General features: G+C 57.6%; 17 protein-coding genes. 9 read left to right on the forward strand and 8 right to left on the reverse strand.

The genetic code is table 11. From position 1 onward, the window contains the following. Window positions 1-286: 286 nt before the first annotated feature. The 5 genes from AC1DXN_RS05920 to AC1DXN_RS05940 all read right to left on the reverse strand — a co-directional run bounded on the left by AC1DXN_RS05920 (window position 287) and on the right by AC1DXN_RS05940 (window position 5,531). Window positions 287-1,243, reverse strand: a complete 957-nt coding sequence (locus AC1DXN_RS05920; protein WP_477278447.1) for an alpha/beta hydrolase — start codon at window positions 1,241-1,243, stop codon at window positions 287-289. A 57-nt stretch (window positions 1,244-1,300) separates the two neighbouring features. Then, on the reverse strand, window positions 1,301-1,870 hold the full coding sequence (gfa, locus tag AC1DXN_RS05925; RefSeq protein WP_477278445.1) for an S-(hydroxymethyl)glutathione synthase: 570 nt from the start codon (window positions 1,868-1,870) through the stop codon (window positions 1,301-1,303). Between the two features lie 66 nt (window positions 1,871-1,936). After that, on the reverse strand, window positions 1,937-3,064 hold the full coding sequence (locus AC1DXN_RS05930) for an S-(hydroxymethyl)glutathione dehydrogenase/class III alcohol dehydrogenase (RefSeq protein WP_477421498.1): 1,128 nt from the start codon (window positions 3,062-3,064) through the stop codon (window positions 1,937-1,939). A 104-nt stretch (window positions 3,065-3,168) separates the two neighbouring features. Next, entirely contained in the window at window positions 3,169-4,590 is a 1,422-nt protein-coding gene (locus tag AC1DXN_RS05935) for an FAD-binding oxidoreductase (protein ID WP_477269769.1), read from the reverse strand. 44 nt (window positions 4,591-4,634) lie between these two features. Then, window positions 4,635-5,531 carry an SMP-30/gluconolactonase/LRE family protein gene (locus AC1DXN_RS05940; RefSeq protein WP_477269767.1) on the reverse strand — a complete coding sequence of 299 codons (897 nt, stop codon included), beginning with the start codon at window positions 5,529-5,531 and terminating at the stop codon, window positions 4,635-4,637. Between the two features lie 356 nt (window positions 5,532-5,887). On the opposite strand from AC1DXN_RS05940, the gene AC1DXN_RS05945 reads away from it, so the two are divergent. From AC1DXN_RS05945 to AC1DXN_RS05970, 6 genes are all read left to right on the forward strand, one after another. Next, the gene (locus AC1DXN_RS05945) at window positions 5,888-7,510 is read left to right on the forward strand and encodes an ABC transporter substrate-binding protein (protein ID WP_477269765.1); all 1,623 of its coding nucleotides are present in this window, start codon (window positions 5,888-5,890) and stop codon (window positions 7,508-7,510) included. Window positions 7,511-7,554: 44 nt separating this feature from the next. After that, a complete protein-coding gene (locus AC1DXN_RS05950) occupies window positions 7,555-8,574 on the forward strand; it encodes an ABC transporter permease (RefSeq protein WP_477269763.1) in 1,020 nt (339 codons plus the stop codon). A gap of 15 nt (window positions 8,575-8,589) precedes the next feature. Then, on the forward strand, window positions 8,590-9,447 hold the full coding sequence (locus AC1DXN_RS05955) for an ABC transporter permease (RefSeq protein ID WP_436260305.1): 858 nt from the start codon (window positions 8,590-8,592) through the stop codon (window positions 9,445-9,447). A 1-nt stretch (window position 9,448) separates the two neighbouring features. After that, window positions 9,449-10,450, forward strand: coding sequence for an ABC transporter ATP-binding protein (locus AC1DXN_RS05960; RefSeq protein ID WP_477269761.1), 1,002 nt, complete (start codon window positions 9,449-9,451; stop codon window positions 10,448-10,450). Then, window positions 10,447-11,502 carry an ABC transporter ATP-binding protein gene (locus tag AC1DXN_RS05965; protein WP_477269759.1) on the forward strand — a complete coding sequence of 352 codons (1,056 nt, stop codon included), beginning with the start codon at window positions 10,447-10,449 and terminating at the stop codon, window positions 11,500-11,502. Before AC1DXN_RS05960 ends, AC1DXN_RS05965 begins: the two co-directional genes overlap by 4 nt. A gap of 98 nt (window positions 11,503-11,600) precedes the next feature. Continuing rightward, window positions 11,601-12,350, forward strand: coding sequence for a GntR family transcriptional regulator (locus tag AC1DXN_RS05970; RefSeq protein WP_477269757.1), 750 nt, complete (start codon window positions 11,601-11,603; stop codon window positions 12,348-12,350). A 100-nt stretch (window positions 12,351-12,450) separates the two neighbouring features. On the opposite strand, the gene AC1DXN_RS05975 is transcribed toward AC1DXN_RS05970, so the two are convergent. Beyond that, window positions 12,451-13,269, reverse strand: coding sequence for an SDR family NAD(P)-dependent oxidoreductase (locus tag AC1DXN_RS05975; protein ID WP_477269755.1), 819 nt, complete (start codon window positions 13,267-13,269; stop codon window positions 12,451-12,453). Between the two features lie 34 nt (window positions 13,270-13,303). Continuing rightward, window positions 13,304-14,605: an amino acid deaminase gene (locus tag AC1DXN_RS05980; protein WP_477269753.1), complete on the reverse strand. Its 1,302-nt coding sequence runs from the start codon at window positions 14,603-14,605 to the stop codon at window positions 13,304-13,306. A 503-nt stretch (window positions 14,606-15,108) separates the two neighbouring features. On the opposite strand from AC1DXN_RS05980, the gene AC1DXN_RS05985 reads away from it, so the two are divergent. The 3 genes from AC1DXN_RS05985 to AC1DXN_RS05995 are packed head-to-tail and all read left to right on the forward strand — an operon-like array spanning window position 15,109 to window position 17,799. Further along, complete coding sequence (locus tag AC1DXN_RS05985) at window positions 15,109-16,209, forward strand: fatty acid desaturase family protein (protein WP_477269752.1); 1,101 nt, start codon at window positions 15,109-15,111, stop codon at window positions 16,207-16,209. Window positions 16,210-16,249: 40 nt separating this feature from the next. Beyond that, entirely contained in the window at window positions 16,250-16,579 is a 330-nt protein-coding gene (locus AC1DXN_RS05990) for a MocE family 2Fe-2S type ferredoxin (RefSeq protein WP_477269751.1), read from the forward strand. Next, window positions 16,576-17,799, forward strand: a complete 1,224-nt coding sequence (locus AC1DXN_RS05995; protein WP_477269749.1) for an NAD(P)/FAD-dependent oxidoreductase — start codon at window positions 16,576-16,578, stop codon at window positions 17,797-17,799. Before AC1DXN_RS05990 ends, AC1DXN_RS05995 begins: the two co-directional genes overlap by 4 nt. A gap of 242 nt (window positions 17,800-18,041) precedes the next feature. Here the strand turns inward: AC1DXN_RS05995 and AC1DXN_RS06000 are convergent, their stop codons facing one another. Then, entirely contained in the window at window positions 18,042-18,917 is an 876-nt protein-coding gene (locus AC1DXN_RS06000) for an aldose 1-epimerase family protein (RefSeq protein ID WP_477269747.1), read from the reverse strand. Between the last annotated feature and the right edge of the window lie 268 nt (window positions 18,918-19,185).

Raw genomic sequence — 19,185 nt, forward strand, 5'->3', positions numbered from 1 at the left:
CATGCAGGCCTACCGCTATCCGGCGATTATGGCGATGATCGGCAGCGGCAAGCTGAAGCCCGAACTTCTGGTCAGCAAGAGGCTCAGCCTCGAAGAGGCTCCGGCCGCCCTGGTGGCCATGGGCGGCTTCGAAGGCATCGGCATCGGCGTCGTGACCAAGTTCCAGTAGCCGCCCTCAAACCCCCCAGCCTGGTGGCAACTCGCAACGCCACCTCTCGATGCAGCGCTTCATCGAGGGGCGGTCGATGCCTGCAACATTCGCCCCGCTGCCGTGAAATCCGAATGATCAAGGAGTGGCCTTGGCGGGGCAGAATAGAGCACTCGCGGGCATCAACACGGGCAGCAGCGGTTTTGGTCCTGCCATGGAAGGTATTTCCCAAGCTCCGCAGGATATCGGCGTTTTCTGAAAAAGCGCTAAGCCCAAGAAACATCCCCCTGCTTCGCATCGGAGGCATCGATAACGGTGATGCCGTACTGACGAAGCAGATTGTCGTATGGCCGAAAATCGGTAGCACCGAGGTGCTGCACATCGCCCGCGAGCCAGGTGGATACTTTGAGCGCCAGATCGTTTTGCGAAGAGTATGGTGATATGCGACCGCTTGTCGCCCAGCTCGAAAACCAGACGCTTGAATACATCGACATCGATGTCAGGCGAGGCGAGAATGACTGAACGAATTTTGGGCGGCACTTTTGCGTCCTGTTGGCCATGTCTCGCAGAGCCTCCATGGTCAGCCATGCCCATTGAATGGGCCAGGATCACCACCTCGGCGACGCCTGGGCTATCGACGGCTGCTTTCAGAACGGCGTCGAGCCCGAAGCGGGAATAGATCGTGCTTTCGCGATCGTAGACGTAGTCGAGCACGTTGCCGCGCGAAGGCCAGGTGAACGGCACCGGTGCGGCATTGATGCACGCATCGTGAACGAGTTGTGCGAAACGATAGACGGCTTCGGCATGGCCGTTGTCGAATCCAGGCACGAAAATCAGCACGTGCTTCGTTCCCCGGCTTGCCTTGCGAAACCACGGCACAACCTGCTCCTCGCCAAGAAGGTCGGCCTTGAGCGTGACGAAGGATCGTCGCGGATCGGGCTTTTCAGCATTCGGCCACAGAACGAGACCTATCTGACGAGCGCTGGCGGGGGAGACGGATACGACGATGTTGTCGAGGCGAACGTCGTCCCCACGCTCTCCGGTATATCTGAGCGCGGCATTGTCGGAGGGCTGGCGTGTGGTGGCAACTAGCATCCAGGGAATATGGGGCCGGATCGCTGTTCCGGCCCCATGAACGCTTGTTTCAGATCTTCAGGCCGGCAAGGCGCCGCACTTCTTCGCGGTCCAGGTGGCGATGTAGTCCATCAGGCCGGGATTGAGGCAGTCATAGGGTTCGATGCCGATTGACTTCAGCTGCGCGCGAATGCCGTCCATCCGTTTCGGGTCGACACCGGATTCGATGATCGACGAGACGAAAGCTGTGAAGCCCGGCGGTGACCAGCCATCTTCCTCAAAACGTTCGGGATGGATGAAGGAAAGGCCCTTGAACGGATGGTCGCGCTCGACCGGCCCGTGCATGTGGACGCCGCAGCCGGTGCAGGCATGGCGCTGGATCAGTGCCGAGGGGTCGACCACCTTCAGCTTGTCGCCATTCTCGGTGACGGTGACGTCGCCGGTGCCGGCGACGGCTACGACCGAGAACACCGCGCCTTCAGGCTTCCAGCATTTGGTGCAGCCGCAGGCGTGGTTGTGGGCGATCTGGCCCTTGACCTTCACCTTTACCGGCTTGCTGGTGCAGGCGCAGACCAATGTGCCGCCGGCAAAGCTTGCGCTCTCCTTGGGAAGCCCATTGTCGATCTTGGGATGCAGTTTCTCCGCCATTCTTGTCTCCTCCAGTTGTGAACCACAGAGGTCGCAGGCCTGCTGGTCGGCGGCGTGTGGTCTTCTTCAGTAAACCACGACACTCCTGATCGACTTGCCCTCATGCATGAGGTCGAAGCCCTTGTTGATGTCCTCGAGCTTCAGCAAATGGGTGATCATCGGGTCGATCTGGATCTTGCCGTCCATGTACCAGTCGACGATCTTTGGCACGTCGGTGCGGCCGCGCGCGCCGCCGAAGGCGGTGCCCATCCAGGTGCGGCCGGTGACCAGCTGGAACGGCCGGGTCGAAATCTCCTGGCCGGCGCCGGCAACGCCGATGACAACCGACTTGCCCCAGCCGCGATGCGACGCCTCCAGCGCCTGGCGCATCACCTTGGTGCTGCCGGTGCAGTCGAATGTGTAGTCGGCGCCGCCGATCTGGTCGGCGCCGCGCTTGGTCATGTGGACGAGGTGCGGCACGACATCGCCGTCGATCTCCTTCGGGTTGACGAAATGCGTCATGCCGAACTTTTCGCCCCAGGCTTTCTTGTCGTTGTTGAGGTCAACGCCGATGATCATGTCGGCGCCGGCAAGGCGCAGACCCTGGATGACGTTGAGGCCGATGCCGCCGAGGCCGAAGACGACTGATGTCGCGCCTTGCTCGACCTTTGCGGTGTTGATGACAGCACCGATGCCGGTGGTCACGCCGCAGCCGATGTAGCAGATCTTGTCGAAGGGGGCGTCGGGATTGACCTTGGCCAGCGCGATCTCGGGCAGCACGGTGAAGTTCGAGAAGGTCGAGCAGCCCATATAGTGAAAGATCTTGTCCTTGCCGATCGAGAAGCGCGACGAGCCGTCCGGCATCAAGCCCTGGCCCTGGGTGGCGCGGATGGCGGTGCAGAGATTGGTCTTGCGCGACAGGCAGGACGGGCATTGCCGGCATTCCGGCGTGTAGAGCGGGATGACGTGATCGCCCTTCTTGACCGAGGTGACGCCCTTGCCGACATCGACGACGACGCCGGCGCCCTCATGGCCGAGGATGGCCGGAAACAGGCCTTCGGGATCGGCGCCCGACAGCGTGAACTCGTCGGTGTGGCAGATGCCGGTCGCCTTGATCTCGACCAGCACCTCGCCCTCGCGCGGTCCGTCGAGTTGTACCGTCATAATTTCCAGCGGCTTTCCGGCCTGAACGGCAAGGGCAGCGCGTACGTCCATCGTCTTTCTCTCCTTCTTCAACCCTTTTCAGCAGGCCTTTGCCCCTTACTGATCGCCTTTTCCGGCTCCAGCCGGGGCTCGAAGAGATCCGACGAGGTCAATTGCTAGCCGAACCTCACCGCACCGAGACCCGCTGGTGAGGTGATCGTTTTGAGTTCTCGCGCCATATGTTTCAGCACAGCCGGCGTGAACTTGTCGTAGTAGGCTTGGTTTCTCCGGCCAATCGCATGTTCACCACTGAAGCTGCCATCAAAGTCATTGACCACGACGTCATACACCCAGTCCCGGAGCTGGCCCTCCATGCTCGCATCTGCAGCAACGCCGCTTGCCCGATCGGCAACGAGATTGAAATGCACACCACCATCGCCGATATGACCGAAATCGCAGACCGCAACGCCCGGGAAGCGCGCCGGTATTTCGGCTTTCATCCGCTCGCAGAACGTCATCACGTCACCTCTGCGAAAGGCCAGATCAAACGCGACAAGCTTTCCCATCTGTCTCACGCCCTCGGAGATCGCATGGCGCAGCGCCCACATTTCATGCGCCGACCCGAACAGAGCATCGGCCAAGGGCGCCTCTTGCAACTCCCACATCTCTGCCAGGACCGTTTCAAGCACGCTGTCGAGCGTCTGCTCATTGTCGCGAAGATCCCAGGTTCGCGTTAACTCCGCCAAGATCACGTAATCGGGGATTTCGCGGTTTTCGAAGGGATTGCGCAAAGATGGGATATGATGGAGCGTGGCTTTGATCGCATTTCCGGACATGCCCTCGAAGGCAGTGAGATAGCCACCGGCGCGTGTTTCCATTGCACGAAGCAGTGACATGACATGGCCCGCACTTGATGGAACCAGCAATGCAGCGGCGCTTTGTCTTGGGCGCCGTTCAAGGTTGAGAACACATTCGGTGATAATGCCGAGACTGCCGGATGTACCAATAAAAATCTGCTTCCAGTCGATGCCGGTGTTGTTCTTTCTGAGCTCGCGGCCGAAATCGAGGATCGTACCTTCCGCATCCGCCAACACGACCTTCATGCCAAGCGTATTCTTGCGGGCGTCGCCATATTTGAGAAATCGTGCCCCACCTGTATTTGTTGACAGCATGCCGCCCAGCCGGGGATCTGCACCAAGATCAATTGGGAAGAACAGCCCTTCGGTTTCGAGCGCGGCATTCAGATCCGACAGCAGGAAACCCGCATCTACGGCCACCGAACGGTTGTCGACGTCCAGATTGAGGCTCCGGGCCAACCGGTCAATGCTAATCACCGCCTGGGTTCCACTGGAGTCCGGCGTCGAAGCCGCGACGACGCCCGTGTTGCCCCCTTGCGGAATGATATGTATCCCGTGGCGCACGCAATAGGACACTGCTTGGGACATTTCCTTTGTCGTAGCCGGTCGCACAACGAATGAGGCGCGCCCCTTGTCATAGCGGGCACCGTCCTCATACGAGGCCGCGTCATCGCCGAACATGACGGCTTTTTCTCCAAGCATGGCGCCCAGGGTTTCAACGTGTTGAATATCAGCGACCATGCGGGGCCCTCCGGGGTTGAGATGATAAAAGTCCCGACACCGCGCTATGCGGGATGCAGGGCATGGGGTGCCTGCTCCGGAAACCTGTATGTGGGAAGACCAGGCACAGCGACGTCAAAGGCGATCAAAGTACCGGTTGAATGCTTCCCGTCCCGATCGGTTGTCAGGGACGTGACGAACATTGTCTTGAAATCCGGTCCGCCGAAACAAGGCATCGTCGGCGCTGCTACCGGCAATACCAGGGTCTCGAGGAGAGAGCCGTGCGCCGTGAACCGGTTGAGGACCCCAGCGGAAATACCTGCGCTCCAATAGCAACCCTCGACATCCACCGCTGCCCCGTCGGGCAGGCCGCCTTTTTCGTCGAGGACGATGATGGTCCGTTGATTGGAGACTTGTCCACTGCCCGGATCGAAGTCGAAAGCTCGCACGACCGGCCCCCGCGAATCAGCGTGATACATTGTTGTTCCGTCGGGATTCCAGGCGAGGCCGTTTGAGACACGCAGCCCGTCGATAATGGTCGTCACTTCGCCACTTGGTGTTACACGGTACAGGCTCGCCGTCGGTTGCCGCGGCAACGCATCGTGCATGCTACCGACCCAAAACGACCCGTCGGGACCGACTTTCCCATCATTGAGCCGGTTCGTCGGACGGCCAGGTTCAGGGTGAACGAGAAATTGGAGCGACCGGGTCGCCGGGTCGAAAATATGGACACCGCTCCTGAGTGCTACAATTAACTTGCCGCCCGCGACGAGGCCAAGACTGCCTATCTCGTCGGGCATCGGGTACTCCACCACCGTTCCTGAGGCCGGTTCGAGGGTGAAAGCTGCCGGCCGCAGGACGTCTATAAACCACAGGAGGCCTTTCTCTTCGTCCCAGACCGGGCTCTCACCGATGGCCAGCTCGAAATCTATGCAGGTCTCAAAATGAGATGTTGTCGGCACAAAAGCCTCCACCCGGGATCGGAACGATCATTTTTGATATAGCAAACTCTTCGCTAGTGTCGAGACGCAATCTTCCATCGATCGCAACTTTCTCCGGTTCGGATCGAAATCATTGAAAATTCTCACATTTCTTTCCGGCTGGAGAATGCTACGGCCATTTTGACATAGCAGATAAGCCGTCTCTGAACGTCCTTTCTGCCGAAATAATCGGACTGACCTCCCGCCATTTATGGCCTGCGGGGCTGGTTCCCGCCAAATTTCCCATTGACAGGTGGCCCGAAATTCAACGTTATGATATATGATGGACGTTCTGAAGCGCCGCGTTTCGTCACCAATCAACAAAGGGGAAGATCAAAATGACCGTAGCGTTCGATAAGACTCCCAATCGCAAAAGAGTCGGCCGTGCCTTGCTCCCGCTGGCTATCGCCCTGGCTATGCTTGGCTCGACGTCTCTTGCCTCCGCGCAAGCGCAAAAACCGCTCATTATTGCCCGCAACCTTGCCGTCAATTCACTCGATCCCGCTCGTACCACGTGCGATACCTGCAACATCTATTTGTATGCGGTCTACGAGACGCTGGTGAGGCTCGGAGATGACAACAAGACGATCACCCCGGCGCTGGCCGAAAAGTGGGAGGTCAACGACAACAATACGCAGTTCACGTTTCACATGAATCCGAAGGCGGTCTTCTCCGACGGATCGCCGGTCGAAGCCAAGGACGTCAAATGGTCCTGGGAGCGGCTGGCCAATCTCCAAGGAGGCATGGCCTGGCTCTTCGAAACCGTGACGTCGATCGAGACCCCCGATGCACGCACGGTCGTGGTCAAACTGTCGGCGCCGGATTCGGAATTCCTCGGCAAAGTCATCGCGCCATACTCCGGTGTGGTAAACAGCGACGTCGCCTCGACACAGGGTGCCAAGGCCTCAAAGGATGGGGCTGCCTCGGACAGCGCGGAGCCTTGGTTCCTCACCAATTCGGCAGGCAGCGGCCCTTATGTGCTGGGAGGCTACAGCCCGAACGACGAATTGCGGTTCAAACGCAACGAAAAATACTGGGACAAGCCAGCCGCGATCGCCGAAATCGTCATAAAGCAGACGAAGGATTCTGTTGCGCAGGCACAGGCGCTTGAAAGCGGCGCGGTCGATATAGCGATGCAGATCGCACCGGATACCGCCCGGACGATCAAAGCTCCCGATGTAGTCGTCGAATCAGTGCCCTCGTACAATTTCCTTTACATGGCGCTAAGCCCGGGCGCGAAGGCAAACACGGTACCGCTGACGCTCAAGGTGCGGCAGGCCATAGCCTACGCCATCGACTATAAGGGCATCATCGACTTCACAATCGGCGGGGCCGGCAAGGTCGTGCCCGTTGCGATTCCTAACGGCTTCCCCGGCACCGACGGCCTGCCGCAGCCGGAATACAATGTCGAGAAAGCCAAGCAACTCCTGAAGGAGGAAGGGCTTGAGAATGGCTTCGACATTGAATCCGTGTTTCCCAACGAGAACTATTATGGGGTTGATATGTCAACGCTCATGCAGTTCGTGCAGCAGAACCTCGCCAAGGTGAACATCCGCCTTCAGCTGAAGCCTGCCACCTTCCCGGTCTGGCTTGACACGGTCAAGGGAGACCACACGCCGCTGACTGCATCGTTTTACGGACCTGATTACTTCGGTACCGACCAGTATGTGAAAACCTTTGGTATGATCCCGGGCACACGCTGGCTGGCTCGCTCTGGCGGAGACAAGATAGAGGGCGTGTTGAACAACAAGGAAAAGGAACTGCTGGACAAGGCCGTTGCGGCGCCGATCAACGAACGCGACGAACTCTATCACCAGATCGCGTTGGAGATGATCAAGGACCGCATCATCGTGCCACTGGTCGGTCCCGATACGGTCCTTGCCTATAGCAAGAACATAAGCGGAATGAAGTACAGCGTGACGTCAATCCTGCCGCTACAGGATCTCAGCTTCGCGCAGTAATGCGCGACGACGGGAACGTGGAAGTCTGATCGAAAGGGCGAACAATGCAAGCTCATACATACGTTCTTCGCCGTTTGATCGGACTTCCACCCTTGCTTTTGGGTGTGCTTACCATCGCCTTCCTTCTGTCGCACGCCTCGCCGGCGGATCCACTTTCCTCGATCCTGCCCGAGCGGCAGCTCAGTAATCCGGAGGCGGTTCAAGCGGCGAAAGTCCGCTGGGGTTTGGACAAGACGCCCGTCGAGCAATATCTGATCTATCTGAAGAACGTGGTCACGGGGGATTTGGGCACGTCCTTCCGGACAAAGCGGCCGGTCGCTCAAGACCTGATGGAGCGCCTTCCCGCGACAGTGGAACTGGTCGTTGCGGCATTGCTGTTTGGCTCGGTTTCAGGAATTCTGCTTGGGGTAGTCGCAGCGCGTATGCGTGATACCGCCGTGGACCACCTGGTGCGCCTTTTCGCACTTTTGGGATCTTCGCTGCCGGTATTCTGGTCCGGGCTTGCCGTGCTCTTCATATTTTCCGTCCAGCTTGGTATTCTCCCCGGACCGGGGCGGCTTGATGCCCGCACGTCCCCAGAATCCACGATTACCGGCTTCTATACGGTCGACGCGCTGTTCGCCGGCAACATGTCCACGTTCTGGGAGGCTGCCACCCACTTGATACTTCCCGCGAGCGTCCTTGGATGGTCTGTCACCGGCATAATATCTCGGCTGGTACGCGCCAGCATGCTCGACGTGCTCAGCCAGGACTATATTCTTATGGCGCGCTCCAAGGGTGCGACCGAAAGAAGGGTCCTCTTCCATCACGCCCTCCGGAATGCACTGATCCCTGCGATCACCGTCATCGGCTATTCCTTCGCCTTCCTCATTACCGGCGCTGTTTTGACCGAAACGATTTTTTCGTGGCCCGGCATAGGATCCTACGCAGTGGAATCCGCCCGGGCACTGGACTATCCGGCGATTATGGGAGTGACCATGCTTGGAGGGACGGCGTTTCTTTTGACCAATCTCCTTACCGATCTCACCTACGTGCTGGTCGATCCTCGCATCAAACTCCAGTAGGAGCCCGGCAATTCCATGGCCGCAGCAGACACCTTACACGCAACGCTCAGGCGTAAACGACGCCGCACCAATCTGTGGTCGGTCATTCCCGCATATATTGGCTTCGCTATCATCCTGTTTTGGATATTTGCTGCTCTAACCGCGCAATATTGGATGCCCTATAGTGCTTTCGACATGGTTGGCCGTCGGCTCCAGCCCCCAAGCCTTGAGCATCTGTTTGGTACCGACGGCTTGGGTCGCGACGTCTTTTCACGGACGCTATCGGGAGCGGTCTATTCCATTCCCGTCGCATTTTTCGTCGTGTGTGTCGGTGCGATCCTCGGCAGTTGTCTTGGAGCGATGGCAGGTTTCCTGGGGGGCTGGATAAACACGATCATCATGCGGCTGGTCGACATCACCTTGTCCTTTCCGCCAATGCTCCTGGCGATGGCGGTCGCGGCTACACTAGGCCCCGGACTTTGGACGGCGACGGTGGCGATGATTGCTGTCTGGTGGCCGCTCTATACGCGTCTGATGCAGGCGCAAGTTATCAGCGTCAAACAAATGGAGCATGTCGAGGCTGCAATATCGTCCGGCGTCCGCAAAGGCCGATTGCTGCGGAAATATATCCTGCCTCTCTGCGGAACGCCGATTCTCATAAATGCAACTATGGATTTCGGGCAGGTCGTACTGCTCGCAGCATCGCTGAGCTTCATCGGTCTCGGCGCCGCCCCTCCTGCCCCGGAATGGGGCGCGATGGTCTCGGATGGCACCGTGAATTTCTACTATTGGTGGATCGCCGCAGCGCCCGGTTTGGCCATCCTGAGTGTCGTTCTCGCGCTGAATTTCATCGGCGACCGGGTCCGCGATATTCTCGACCCGCGGAAAGCATGACATGGGCGACCAACCTCTTCTCGAAGTAAATGATCTACGCGTGACCTTTGAAATAGCGAACGGTTACGTCGAGGCCGTTCGCGGGGTGAATTTTTCTCTGAAGAGAGGCGAGATTATGGGTCTCGTCGGTGAATCCGGCTCGGGGAAAAGCATCACGATGCGTGCCGTCATGGGGCTTTTGCCGCCTTCCGCGATGGTTTCCGGCTCGGTCAAGCTTCTCGGTCGAGAACTAATCGGCAGTCCTGCAAAGGACCTGCGACAATTGCGTGGATCGAGAATGTCGATGGTCTTTCAAGATCCCCTGACTGCGCTCAATCCCGTACTGACGGTCGGCGACCAATTGGTCGAGGCGATCAGGATTCACAATCCGCAGTGCACAGCCAAGGAGGGGCGGACAAGGGCGATCGAATTGTTTCGTTCGGTCGCGATTCCTTTTCCGGAAAAGCGCATTGACCAATATCCTCACGAATTCTCCGGCGGCATGCGTCAACGCGTGGTTGTCGCAATCGCAATCGCCAACAAGCCAGATCTTATTATCGCCGACGAACCGACAACGGCTTTGGACGTAACCGTCCAGGCGCAGGTGCTGGAGCTTCTCCGCAATCTTTGCGAGGGTAGCGGAACCGGCCTGGTGCTTATTACCCATGACTTGGGCGTCGTCGCCGGCATGGCTGAGCACGTGTCGGTCATGTATGCGGGCTCGATCGTTGAACGAGCGCCAGTCGATGACTTGTTCGACAATCCGCGTCATCCCTACACCAGAGGCCTGCTGGGTTCGTTGCCCCAGCTGACCGGGGAGATTGCTCGTCTCAGCGATATCGGTGGGGCTCCGCCGACGGCAGGTACCATACCGCCTGGCTGCGCTTTCAACCCGCGATGTAGTTTCTCTGTCGAAAGATGTCAGCTCGAAAGGCCCGAACTCCGAGGTTTCGGGCCAACCGACGTGGCCTGTCATCTCGCCCAGGCCATCCCGGCTGCTAAAACCAGAGTGAACTCGGCATGACATCCACTTTGCAGGATCTCCCCGCGGGACAGACCACTAGAGCTGTGAGCCATTCGGATGCCGGTGCGCCTTTGCTGTCGGTTAGAAACCTGACCAAGGATTTCGGCGCTGGCGGGGTCTTTTCCACTCTGAAGAACGCTCCGGTCATTCGGGCCGTTGCAGGTGTCAGTTTCGATATTGCCAAGGGAGAAACACTTGGGCTTGTCGGCGAGTCCGGCTGCGGCAAGTCGACACTTGCGCGCTGTATTCTCAGACTCTTGCCACCCAGCTCGGGAGAAGTGCTCCTCGAGGGAACCGACCTCAGCAAGATCAGCGAGGCGGAAATGCGTGCAAAGCGAAAAGATCTCCAGGTGGTCTTCCAGGACCCTTTTGCTTCGCTTCATCCTCGAATGAGAATCCGTGAGATAGTGACGGAGCCATTGCGTCTTCTGGATATGTCAAAAAAGGACATGTCGGATCGTGTCAGTGAGCTGATCGGACTCGTCAAACTCAACCCGGAGCATCTTGACCGCTTTCCCCACGAACTTTCAGGCGGCCAGCGACAACGCGTGGGTATTGCAAGGGCGCTCTCGGTCAAGCCGAAACTCATCATTCTTGATGAACCCGTCTCCGCTCTCGACGTGAGCATCCAGGCAGGCGTGCTTAATCTGCTCCATGATTTGCAGCAAGAGCTAGGCCTCTCCTACTTGTTTGTCGCGCACAATTTATCGACAGTGCGTCACATTTCGGATCGCGTTGCCGTCATGTATCTTGGCAAGATTGTTGAAATCGGTCCCCGCAACGAGATTTTCACGTCGCCAAGACATCCATACACGACCGCTCTCCTATCGGCGGTGCCAACCGCGGACCCTCGAAGCGAACGCACCCGCCGCCGCATCGTTTTGACCGGGGACGTGCCCAGCCCCGCCGATCCCCCGAGCGGCTGCCGCTTCCGAACGCGGTGCTGGAAGGCACAAGAACTCTGTCGCACTGTCGAGCCCATGCTTATTCACCAGGACGAAACCGCCTTTGCATGTCACTTTCCTATGGACAAGAACGGCCTCAAGGGCTGAAAAGCGGGCTTCGCCTTGTCGACATCTCGTAATCGGGGTTTGCTGGCATTATTGCTGGTAAATTCAGACGCCGGTATTGGACAGGCGGGAAGGCATATATGAATTCGATAGTCACACCAGAGACCGATATCGATAGTAATGAGGATCTCGGTCTCAATCGGCACAGCCTGTCGGAGCGGATATACTCACGTTTGCGCGTGGCACTCATGACCGGCCAATACGAACCTGGAGCACGCCTCAATATCAGGGGGTTAGCGGCCACATACAACACCTCGCCAACGCCGGTTCGGGAGGCCATCTTCCAGCTCGTGCGCGAGGGCGCATTGGAAATCCGACTTGGCCATCAACCGCGTGTGCCAGTGCTGTCGATTCCGCAATACATCAATATTCGCGAAACGCGGGTGCCCCTCGAGAGACTCGCAGCAGAACTTGCGGTGGTGCGGATTAGCGATGAGGACATTGCGAGACTAAGCGTACTGCACCAGAGGTTTATCCAGAGCGAAAAGGAAGAGCGTTGGAAGGAAGCACTTGCTGCAAACCAGGAGTTTCATTTCACGATCTATCGCGCCTGTGGCAACGATGTCCTCGTAAGGTATATTGAAAACCTCTGGCTTCTTGCTTATCCTTTCGTGAACAATCAATACCCGATCATCCGACCCGCAACGGCCGCAGTCCATCCCCATCTTCTGATTGTCGACGCATTGAACAGACGCTCGCCGGCCGAAACCGGCGATTTGATCATTCGGGATCTCCGCGAAGGATCTTACAATATTCTGCAAAGACTGAGCGGCGCGGAAAACGGCGACGACGCTACGCCATCGCGGCGAAAGAAGAAGCAGGAAAGCTGAAGCAACCTCGCGGTCAACGATCATCGTTGCCGGGGTCGGCCGACGCCGTCGAGGCAAGCATGGCACTCCTCACGTGACGAGGCCATCCCCTGGATCGCTGTCATTGTGGCCCGTTCATTGCCTTTCCAGCGCGGCGAGCCTTGAGCTTTTCAGCGCCGATGGCAGAGTTGCGGTCCATCATCTCCCAAAGGTTTTTGGGATTGGTCCCGAGCTTTTTCACTGCATCGCCGCGTTCCGGCGGCGCGAAGGCCTCGATCTCCTCATTGCGAATGGCTTCGAGAACCACCTTGGCGACATATTCGGGCGTGACCGATATGCCGGCAAAGGAAAGGGCCATTGCATCATCTTCCGCTTCCTTGTCCAACATCGGCGTTTCGGTGGACGTTGGATGGACGATGGTAAATTTCACTGGCGTTTGGCGCTCTTCCAGGGCTAGCGCGAGATGAAAAGCGCGAAGGGCATGTTTCGCGGCGGCATAGCTGGCGATACCCGGGAACGGCAGCAGCGCTGTCATGCTGCAAACCGTCGCGAGGTGCCCGTATCCCTGCGATTTGAAGCGCGGAAGTGCCGCGAGCATGCCCTTCACCGGGCCGAAGAAATTTGTGTCCATCGTTTGCAGGTGCTTTTCGATAGGAAGGTCCCGCGCATAACCTGTGTGGACGATTGCAGCATTGTTGATCAGAACGTCAAGGCCGCCACGCTCCTTCCATATCAGGTCAAGGACTGCCTCCCACTGCGCCTCGGAGCAGATATCGAGCTTTACGGCGGACGCCGACGGACCGATTGCCGAGGCAACCTGCTCGGCTCCCGGAAGATTGATATCGGCCACAAAGACGGTGTGGCCGGCCTCCGCGACGAGCCGTGAAAGGGCAGCCCCAATTCCACTCGCGCCGCCGGTGATGAGATAGGTCTTCGTCACGTTTTCCCCTCGACAATTTGTCCGTGTTCGCCCGTTAGAAATAGGTGCGGATGGAACTCGTGATGTGATAATTTTCATCAACTATGTGCATGACTCTCCATTTGTCGAAGGTGAGACAGGGATGAGAAATGCCGAAGCCGACCATATCCCCAACCTGGAGAGGTGAATCGGCAGGAATTGCCACATGGCAGTGCTGATCGTTCAAGCGCGTCACGGCGTGATCTGGAGACAGCTGTCGAGGGTGCTCCATCCCAGAACCCGGACGGAACCAGAGCAGAGGAATCGGCTGGTCGTCATGCGAGACGTCACGCTTGCCCAGTGCCGCGATGAGCTTCTCGGTCTCCGGCCTCGATTGGACATAGGCCCAAACTTCCAACGCCGGTGTCAGTCCGCCACGCGCGTCAGCCAACCCTGGATTTCTTTCCCGCAGCGCCTGAACTGCCTTGGCGTACAGGATTGAGTCATGCGTGATGTAGCAACCCGAGCGAACCAGAACCATGTTCTTTTTCGAAAGCGCTGCGGAACCCAGTTTCTCCGCGACAACATCATAGTACGCGGATCCGCCGGCACTCAGGATGACAGTTTCGGCGCCCCAAAGGTTTTCAAGGTCACATGCCTGAGCGAACTGCACCATTTTATCGAGGAACGAATGGACTAATGCGAGTGTCCCCGCATTGTCTGCGCCCTTTAGAAGTCCCTCGAAACCTTCCACGCCGCGCAGCGTCACGGCTTCGGTCCTGCTCACGGCCCGCGCAAGGTTCAGCGCCTCTTCGACACTGCGGCAACCGGTGCGGCCACCTGGATATCCGATCTCCACGAGGGCATCGAGCGGACGCTGGAGCTTCGCCTTTCGTGCTGCCTTGGCGATTGCTTCAAGATTGACCGCAGAGTCGACCAGGAACAAGAACTCGAATTCGGCGTCCCGGGCCAATTCAGAAATGACGTAGTCGATCGCCTTTGCGCCAATCAGCTGATTTGCAAGGAAGATGCGTTTGTAACCGAATCTGCGCACGACTTGAACCTGATGGGGCGTGGAAACGGTGATCGCCCATGCGCCATCCGCAAGCTGCAGGTCGAATAGCGCCGGGCTCATGGTCGTTTTACCATGCGGAGCAAGAACTGCTCCGCCCTGGGCCAGAAACGCCTTCATCCATTCGCTGTTGTGACGGAGGCTTTTCTCTTTGAGCACCGCCACCGGCAATGGCAGGTCTTCACTCAGCAACCTCCATCCCTGCTCGCCGACACGATTGATAGGGACTCCAACCTCCATAGGAGGAGCGCCTTTGTCGAGCTGGGTTAGAAGCGCGTCTTGGGGGTAATGCGCGTGGAACGCCATTCTGCTAACTCTCTGATATATGATATCTAGTCTGGCGTGATCGGCTGCGCAAGCAATATCTCCGCACGATTTATGGCTTTTCGCGAATTGCCTCCCCTTCCACGTGCTTCGCAAACTTAAGGAAACGGACATCCGGTGATATTTTTGATATGTCAAATATGCGGATTTTGACCTATATTCACTGCCACCCTGAATCCCGCATCCGAGTTAAGCCGAAACTGTCAGAGTTTTGACGCGACGAGCGGTCCCACCACAGCTTCAAAGAAGGTGCCCACGTTACCGATATGGCCAGAAAGCTCGCAGCCGTGCAGCGATTTATGCCTCTCCGCACCAGGACAACCTTCGCCGAAAATGACACAAACATGTCATTTTGCAAATCCAGGGTCTGACAGTTTTGATATATTTGTTGGACATTTCATTGCAAGAAGCAGGGTGTTCGGCTTTACCTTTGTCGGCCGAGCGCACCAACAGCTCTTTGAAGTCGGCAACCGGAGGCAAGGTAGATGGCGCGAATTCGCGAGTTCAAACGGGATTACAGCCTGCTGGGCCGGGACGCGACAGCAGCGATCGAGGAAGGCATCGCTGCGGCAGAATGGTATCATACCGACATTGGGCGGGCGAAGCTGAAAGAACTTATGAAACGTTCCGACGGCCCCGCGATCCGCGATACCCTTCTATGGTTTGCCATTCTCGGGTCTCTGGCATTTGGAGCCTACATCACCTGGGGAAGCTTCTGGTGCGTACCGATCCTGGCCGTCTACGGCGTGTATTACGGTTCGGCGTCGGATGCGCGCTGGCATGAGACGGGACATGGCACCGCGTTCAAGACACGCTGGCTGAGCGATCTTGTTTACAATATTGCGTGCTTCATGATGCTGCGGGAGCCCAAGATCTGGCGCTGGAGTCACGCTCGGCACCATACCGACACGACCATTATCGGACGCGATCCTGAAATTGTAACAATGCGACCGGCAGACCTCGCAAGAATGGTCATGGCGGTTTTCGGCATTCGTCGGGTTCCGTTGACATTCAAGAACATGATCAAACACGCATTTGGGAAGCTAAATCCGGAAGAAGCGTCTTTTGTTCCCGACATGGAGCGTCCGAGCATCTACCGCACAGCGCGACTTCTGCTGATCATTCATCTGGGTATCGTAGCGGTTGCCGTCTATCTGGGATCATGGCTGCCGGTGCTGCTGATTGGCCCGCTTCCAAGCATGTATGGCGGATGGCTCTCCTACTATCTCGCCATCACCCAACACGCCGGATTAGAGGAAAACGTACTTGACCACAGGCTTTGCGCCCGGACGATTTACGTCAATCCAGTTCTGCGGTTCATCTACTGGAACATGAACTATCATGTGGAACACCACATGTTCCCCATGGTCCCCTACCACAAGCTGCCGGCGCTCCACAGGCTGACGCTCCACGACATGCCCACCCCCTATCGCAGCACCTTCCACGCCTATGCAGAGATCATCCCCGCCATTATTCGGCAGCGGAAGGACCCCAATTGGTACATCACGCGTGCGCTCCCGCCCCACGCAAAAGCCTATCGACCGGAGTTGCACAAAACTGGCGCAACCGTGGTTGCAGCAGAATAACCCCGCGGATCAAACACCACGACCCCGATCGGATCTTATCATGACTTCAGACAACTGGATTGACGCCTGCGCCACCGATGACATCGATGAAGAGGATGTTGCACGATTTGATTACGAAGGGAGGACCTTCGCGATTTATCACAGTCCCGACGGAAACTTCTTTGCCACGGAAGGGCTTTGCACGCATGAAAAGATTCACCTTGCCGATGGCCTGGTGATGGGAGACATCATCGAATGTCCGAAACATAACGGAAGATTCAATTACAAGACCGGCCAGGCCAAGGGTGCCCCGGTGTGCATCAACCTTACAATCTATCTGGTGCGCATCCAGGCCGGGCGGGTCTTCGTGAACGTCCAGACGACGACGTGAGCGGCATTATTATCGTTGGCGCCGGAGAAGCTGGCGTCAGCGCCGCTTTCTCTTTGAGAGAATGCGGTTATGACGGCCCGATCGATCTCTTCGGATCCGAGTTGCATGTACCCTACGAAAAACCTCCGCTGTCCAAGCTTCCGGTGGATGGTGAGAGTGAACCCGGCCGTTCGATCCGCCCCTTGGAGGCTTTCGCAAGTCACCAGATCACATTGCATCGCGGCAAGACGATCAGCAGCATCCAGCGGCCCTCCCGTACAGTCAAATTCGTAGGCGGCGGCAGTCTCGCCTATTCGAGACTATTGTTAGCGACCGGGTCCGTGCCTCGACGGCTACCTGTTCCAGGCGGCGAGAGCTGTGTCTATCTCCGAACATTGGACGACGCCCGCCTGGTGCGGCAAGCGATCTCTCACCGCCTGCAGATCGCGATTGTTGGCGCTGGTTTCATCGGCTTGGAGATAGCCGCGAGTGCGCGCCAGAATGGCTGCGAGGTTTCGGTCTTTGAAGGTCTTCCACGAATTCTCTCACGGGCAGTGCCGGCAGAAATCGCCGCTGCATTGCACAACAGGCATGTGGGTGCTGGTGTTCGCATTTCGTGCAGCCAGAAACTGACAGGAATTGCTACGAACGGACGGACCCAGGAGCTGCGGTTTGCCGATGGAAGCACTTTCCAGGCCGATGTAGTGCTGGCCGGCATTGGTTCGCAACCGGTGACCGCGCTTGCACAGGATGCAGGTCTGGCGGTATCCAACGGCATTTCCGTTGATGCGCATTTGCGAACGACGGATCCTGATGTGTTTGCAGCCGGCGATTGCTGTTGCTTTCCCACGACTAGCGGTGAATCCGTCCGTTTGGAGAGCTGGCGAGCGGCCAAGGACCAAGGTCGCACAGCTGCATTGAACATGCTTGGCCGCGCACAGCAATTCACTGGGATGCCTTGGTTCTGGTCCGATCAGTATGAACTGACCCTCCAGGTCGCTGGTCTACCGAATTCCGCAGTCCGGACCGTTCGGCGAAAGGGCGTCGCAGGCCTGTTTCTTTTTCACCTAGACGAAGCCAATCGGATCGTCGCCGTCAGCGCGCTCGCTGAAGGTAACATCCTGGCAAAGGATGTCAGGCTGAGCGAGATGCTTATCGCAGCGCAAACAATCAGCGATCCGGAATTGTTGCAGACTGAAGGGCTAAATCTGAAGCAGTTGGCAAAGATGATGGTCGCGTGAGCTTGAACCGATTGGCTTCCTCGATGTGGTCGTAGACCGAGGCATCGGCACCATCAACGCCATAGGCGCAAGGGGGTCCTCACCAATAGCGCGCACTTCGGGACCCCGGACACAACGATGGCTGGACGAGCCTCAGCGGGCAGTCCGCACTAGCCATGTATGTGAAGCCGGACGTCGGAAAGTGCGAGTGGTGGAAGCCAATTCGGTCCTCACAATCATGCCTTGGCTGCATTGTAGGCGAGTTAAGTCGGATCACGGCCAATGACAGTGATCGACATCTCGAAATCCCGATGTTCACCAGGTTGAAGCAAGAGAATGCCAGGCTTTTCTGAAAGTTCGCCATCAAAGCCGAGAGGCGTGGGGAAACCTTGCCAAGGCTCGATGCAAACGTAGCCGGCCAAAGGTTTTGTCCAGATGCCCAGGTGGGGTAGGTTTCGCCATTCGATTTCAAGGTAGCTTCCCTTGCCGGAGCCATAGCGTAAACGTCGCGATTCAAGATCGAAAAACATCATGGCTTCGTCGCTGAATAGCTCATCGCGCAATTCAATCCTCCTGCCCGCGACCGGACTCGGATATGGTTTCGGGTCCAGAAGACCTGCAGATAGTCTACGCAGAGCGCAGGATTCCTCCTCCTCAAATTCGATGAAATGTTCAAGCCGTTCTCCGGCATCAGGAAGAGGCCAGCGAAACCCCGGATGGAACCCGAACGAGTAAGGCATGACGTCCGCACTGCGGTTGGTCACCTTCGCCGTCATGGTTAGGGTGTTCCTGTTCAAGCCGTAGGCTACATCCAGGCAAAAGTTGAAAGGATAGAGCTCCCGCGTGGCGGCGCTTGCCTCCAGCCGGAAGATGCAGCTACCTTCCTCGGCGGCCATGAGGGCAAATTCACTGGATGGTGCAAATCCGTGCTGACGTAAGCCATATAGCCGGCCGCCGATCATCACGCTGTCGTTGGGAACCCTACCCACGATGGGAAACAGGATCGGTGATGTCCCCTTCCAGATGTCTGCGTCTCCATCCCAGAGAAATTCGCGGCCTGAATGATCGCCAAACCCCACCAACTCCGCACGCCACGATGTGAACTTGGCATGCAGAAACTCACTTCGAATGCTGACCATCGTCCCTCACATTTGCGTTTTGCAACTACGGTAGGGTGATATATCAAACATGGCAACCGCCTTGATCTGGGACCGGGTGGGGAGCATTGAAATGCATCGCTTTTGACCACGTTGCGCAACAGGAAAATTCACGCAAAACGCGCTGAGAACGCGGCTCCCAACCGCAAAGCATGAATGAATGGCTGGTTTTCGGCCCGATGCGCCTTTTCGACCGAGATCATGCCTCGTGTGGTGGTCCAGCGCCTGTCGGCCTTTTGGCATGCGAGCG

It is taken from the genome of Mesorhizobium sp. P2_H9 (assembly GCF_056403215.1).

Coding starts and splice junctions, on each gene's coding strand:
- AC1DXN_RS05945 (WP_477269765.1), top strand. CDS start 5,888: ATGACCGTAGCGTTCGATAAGACTCCCAATCGCAAAAGAGTCGGCCGT.
- AC1DXN_RS05935 (WP_477269769.1), bottom strand. CDS start 4,590: ATGGTCGCTGATATTCAACACGTTGAAACCCTGGGCGCCATGCTTGGA.
- AC1DXN_RS05985 (WP_477269752.1), top strand. CDS start 15,109: ATGGCGCGAATTCGCGAGTTCAAACGGGATTACAGCCTGCTGGGCCGG.
- AC1DXN_RS05965 (WP_477269759.1), top strand. CDS start 10,447: ATGACATCCACTTTGCAGGATCTCCCCGCGGGACAGACCACTAGAGCT.
- AC1DXN_RS05990 (WP_477269751.1), top strand. CDS start 16,250: ATGACTTCAGACAACTGGATTGACGCCTGCGCCACCGATGACATCGAT.
- AC1DXN_RS05980 (WP_477269753.1), bottom strand. CDS start 14,605: ATGGCGTTCCACGCGCATTACCCCCAAGACGCGCTTCTAACCCAGCTC.
- AC1DXN_RS05955 (WP_436260305.1), top strand. CDS start 8,590: ATGGCCGCAGCAGACACCTTACACGCAACGCTCAGGCGTAAACGACGC.
- gfa (WP_477278445.1), bottom strand. CDS start 1,870: ATGGCGGAGAAACTGCATCCCAAGATCGACAATGGGCTTCCCAAGGAG.
- AC1DXN_RS06000 (WP_477269747.1), bottom strand. CDS start 18,917: ATGGTCAGCATTCGAAGTGAGTTTCTGCATGCCAAGTTCACATCGTGG.
- AC1DXN_RS05950 (WP_477269763.1), top strand. CDS start 7,555: ATGCAAGCTCATACATACGTTCTTCGCCGTTTGATCGGACTTCCACCC.
- AC1DXN_RS05920 (WP_477278447.1), bottom strand. CDS start 1,243: ATGCTAGTTGCCACCACACGCCAGCCCTCCGACAATGCCGCGCTCAGA.
- AC1DXN_RS05970 (WP_477269757.1), top strand. CDS start 11,601: ATGAATTCGATAGTCACACCAGAGACCGATATCGATAGTAATGAGGAT.
- AC1DXN_RS05930 (WP_477421498.1), bottom strand. CDS start 3,064: ATGGACGTACGCGCTGCCCTTGCCGTTCAGGCCGGAAAGCCGCTGGAA.
- AC1DXN_RS05960 (WP_477269761.1), top strand. CDS start 9,449: ATGGGCGACCAACCTCTTCTCGAAGTAAATGATCTACGCGTGACCTTT.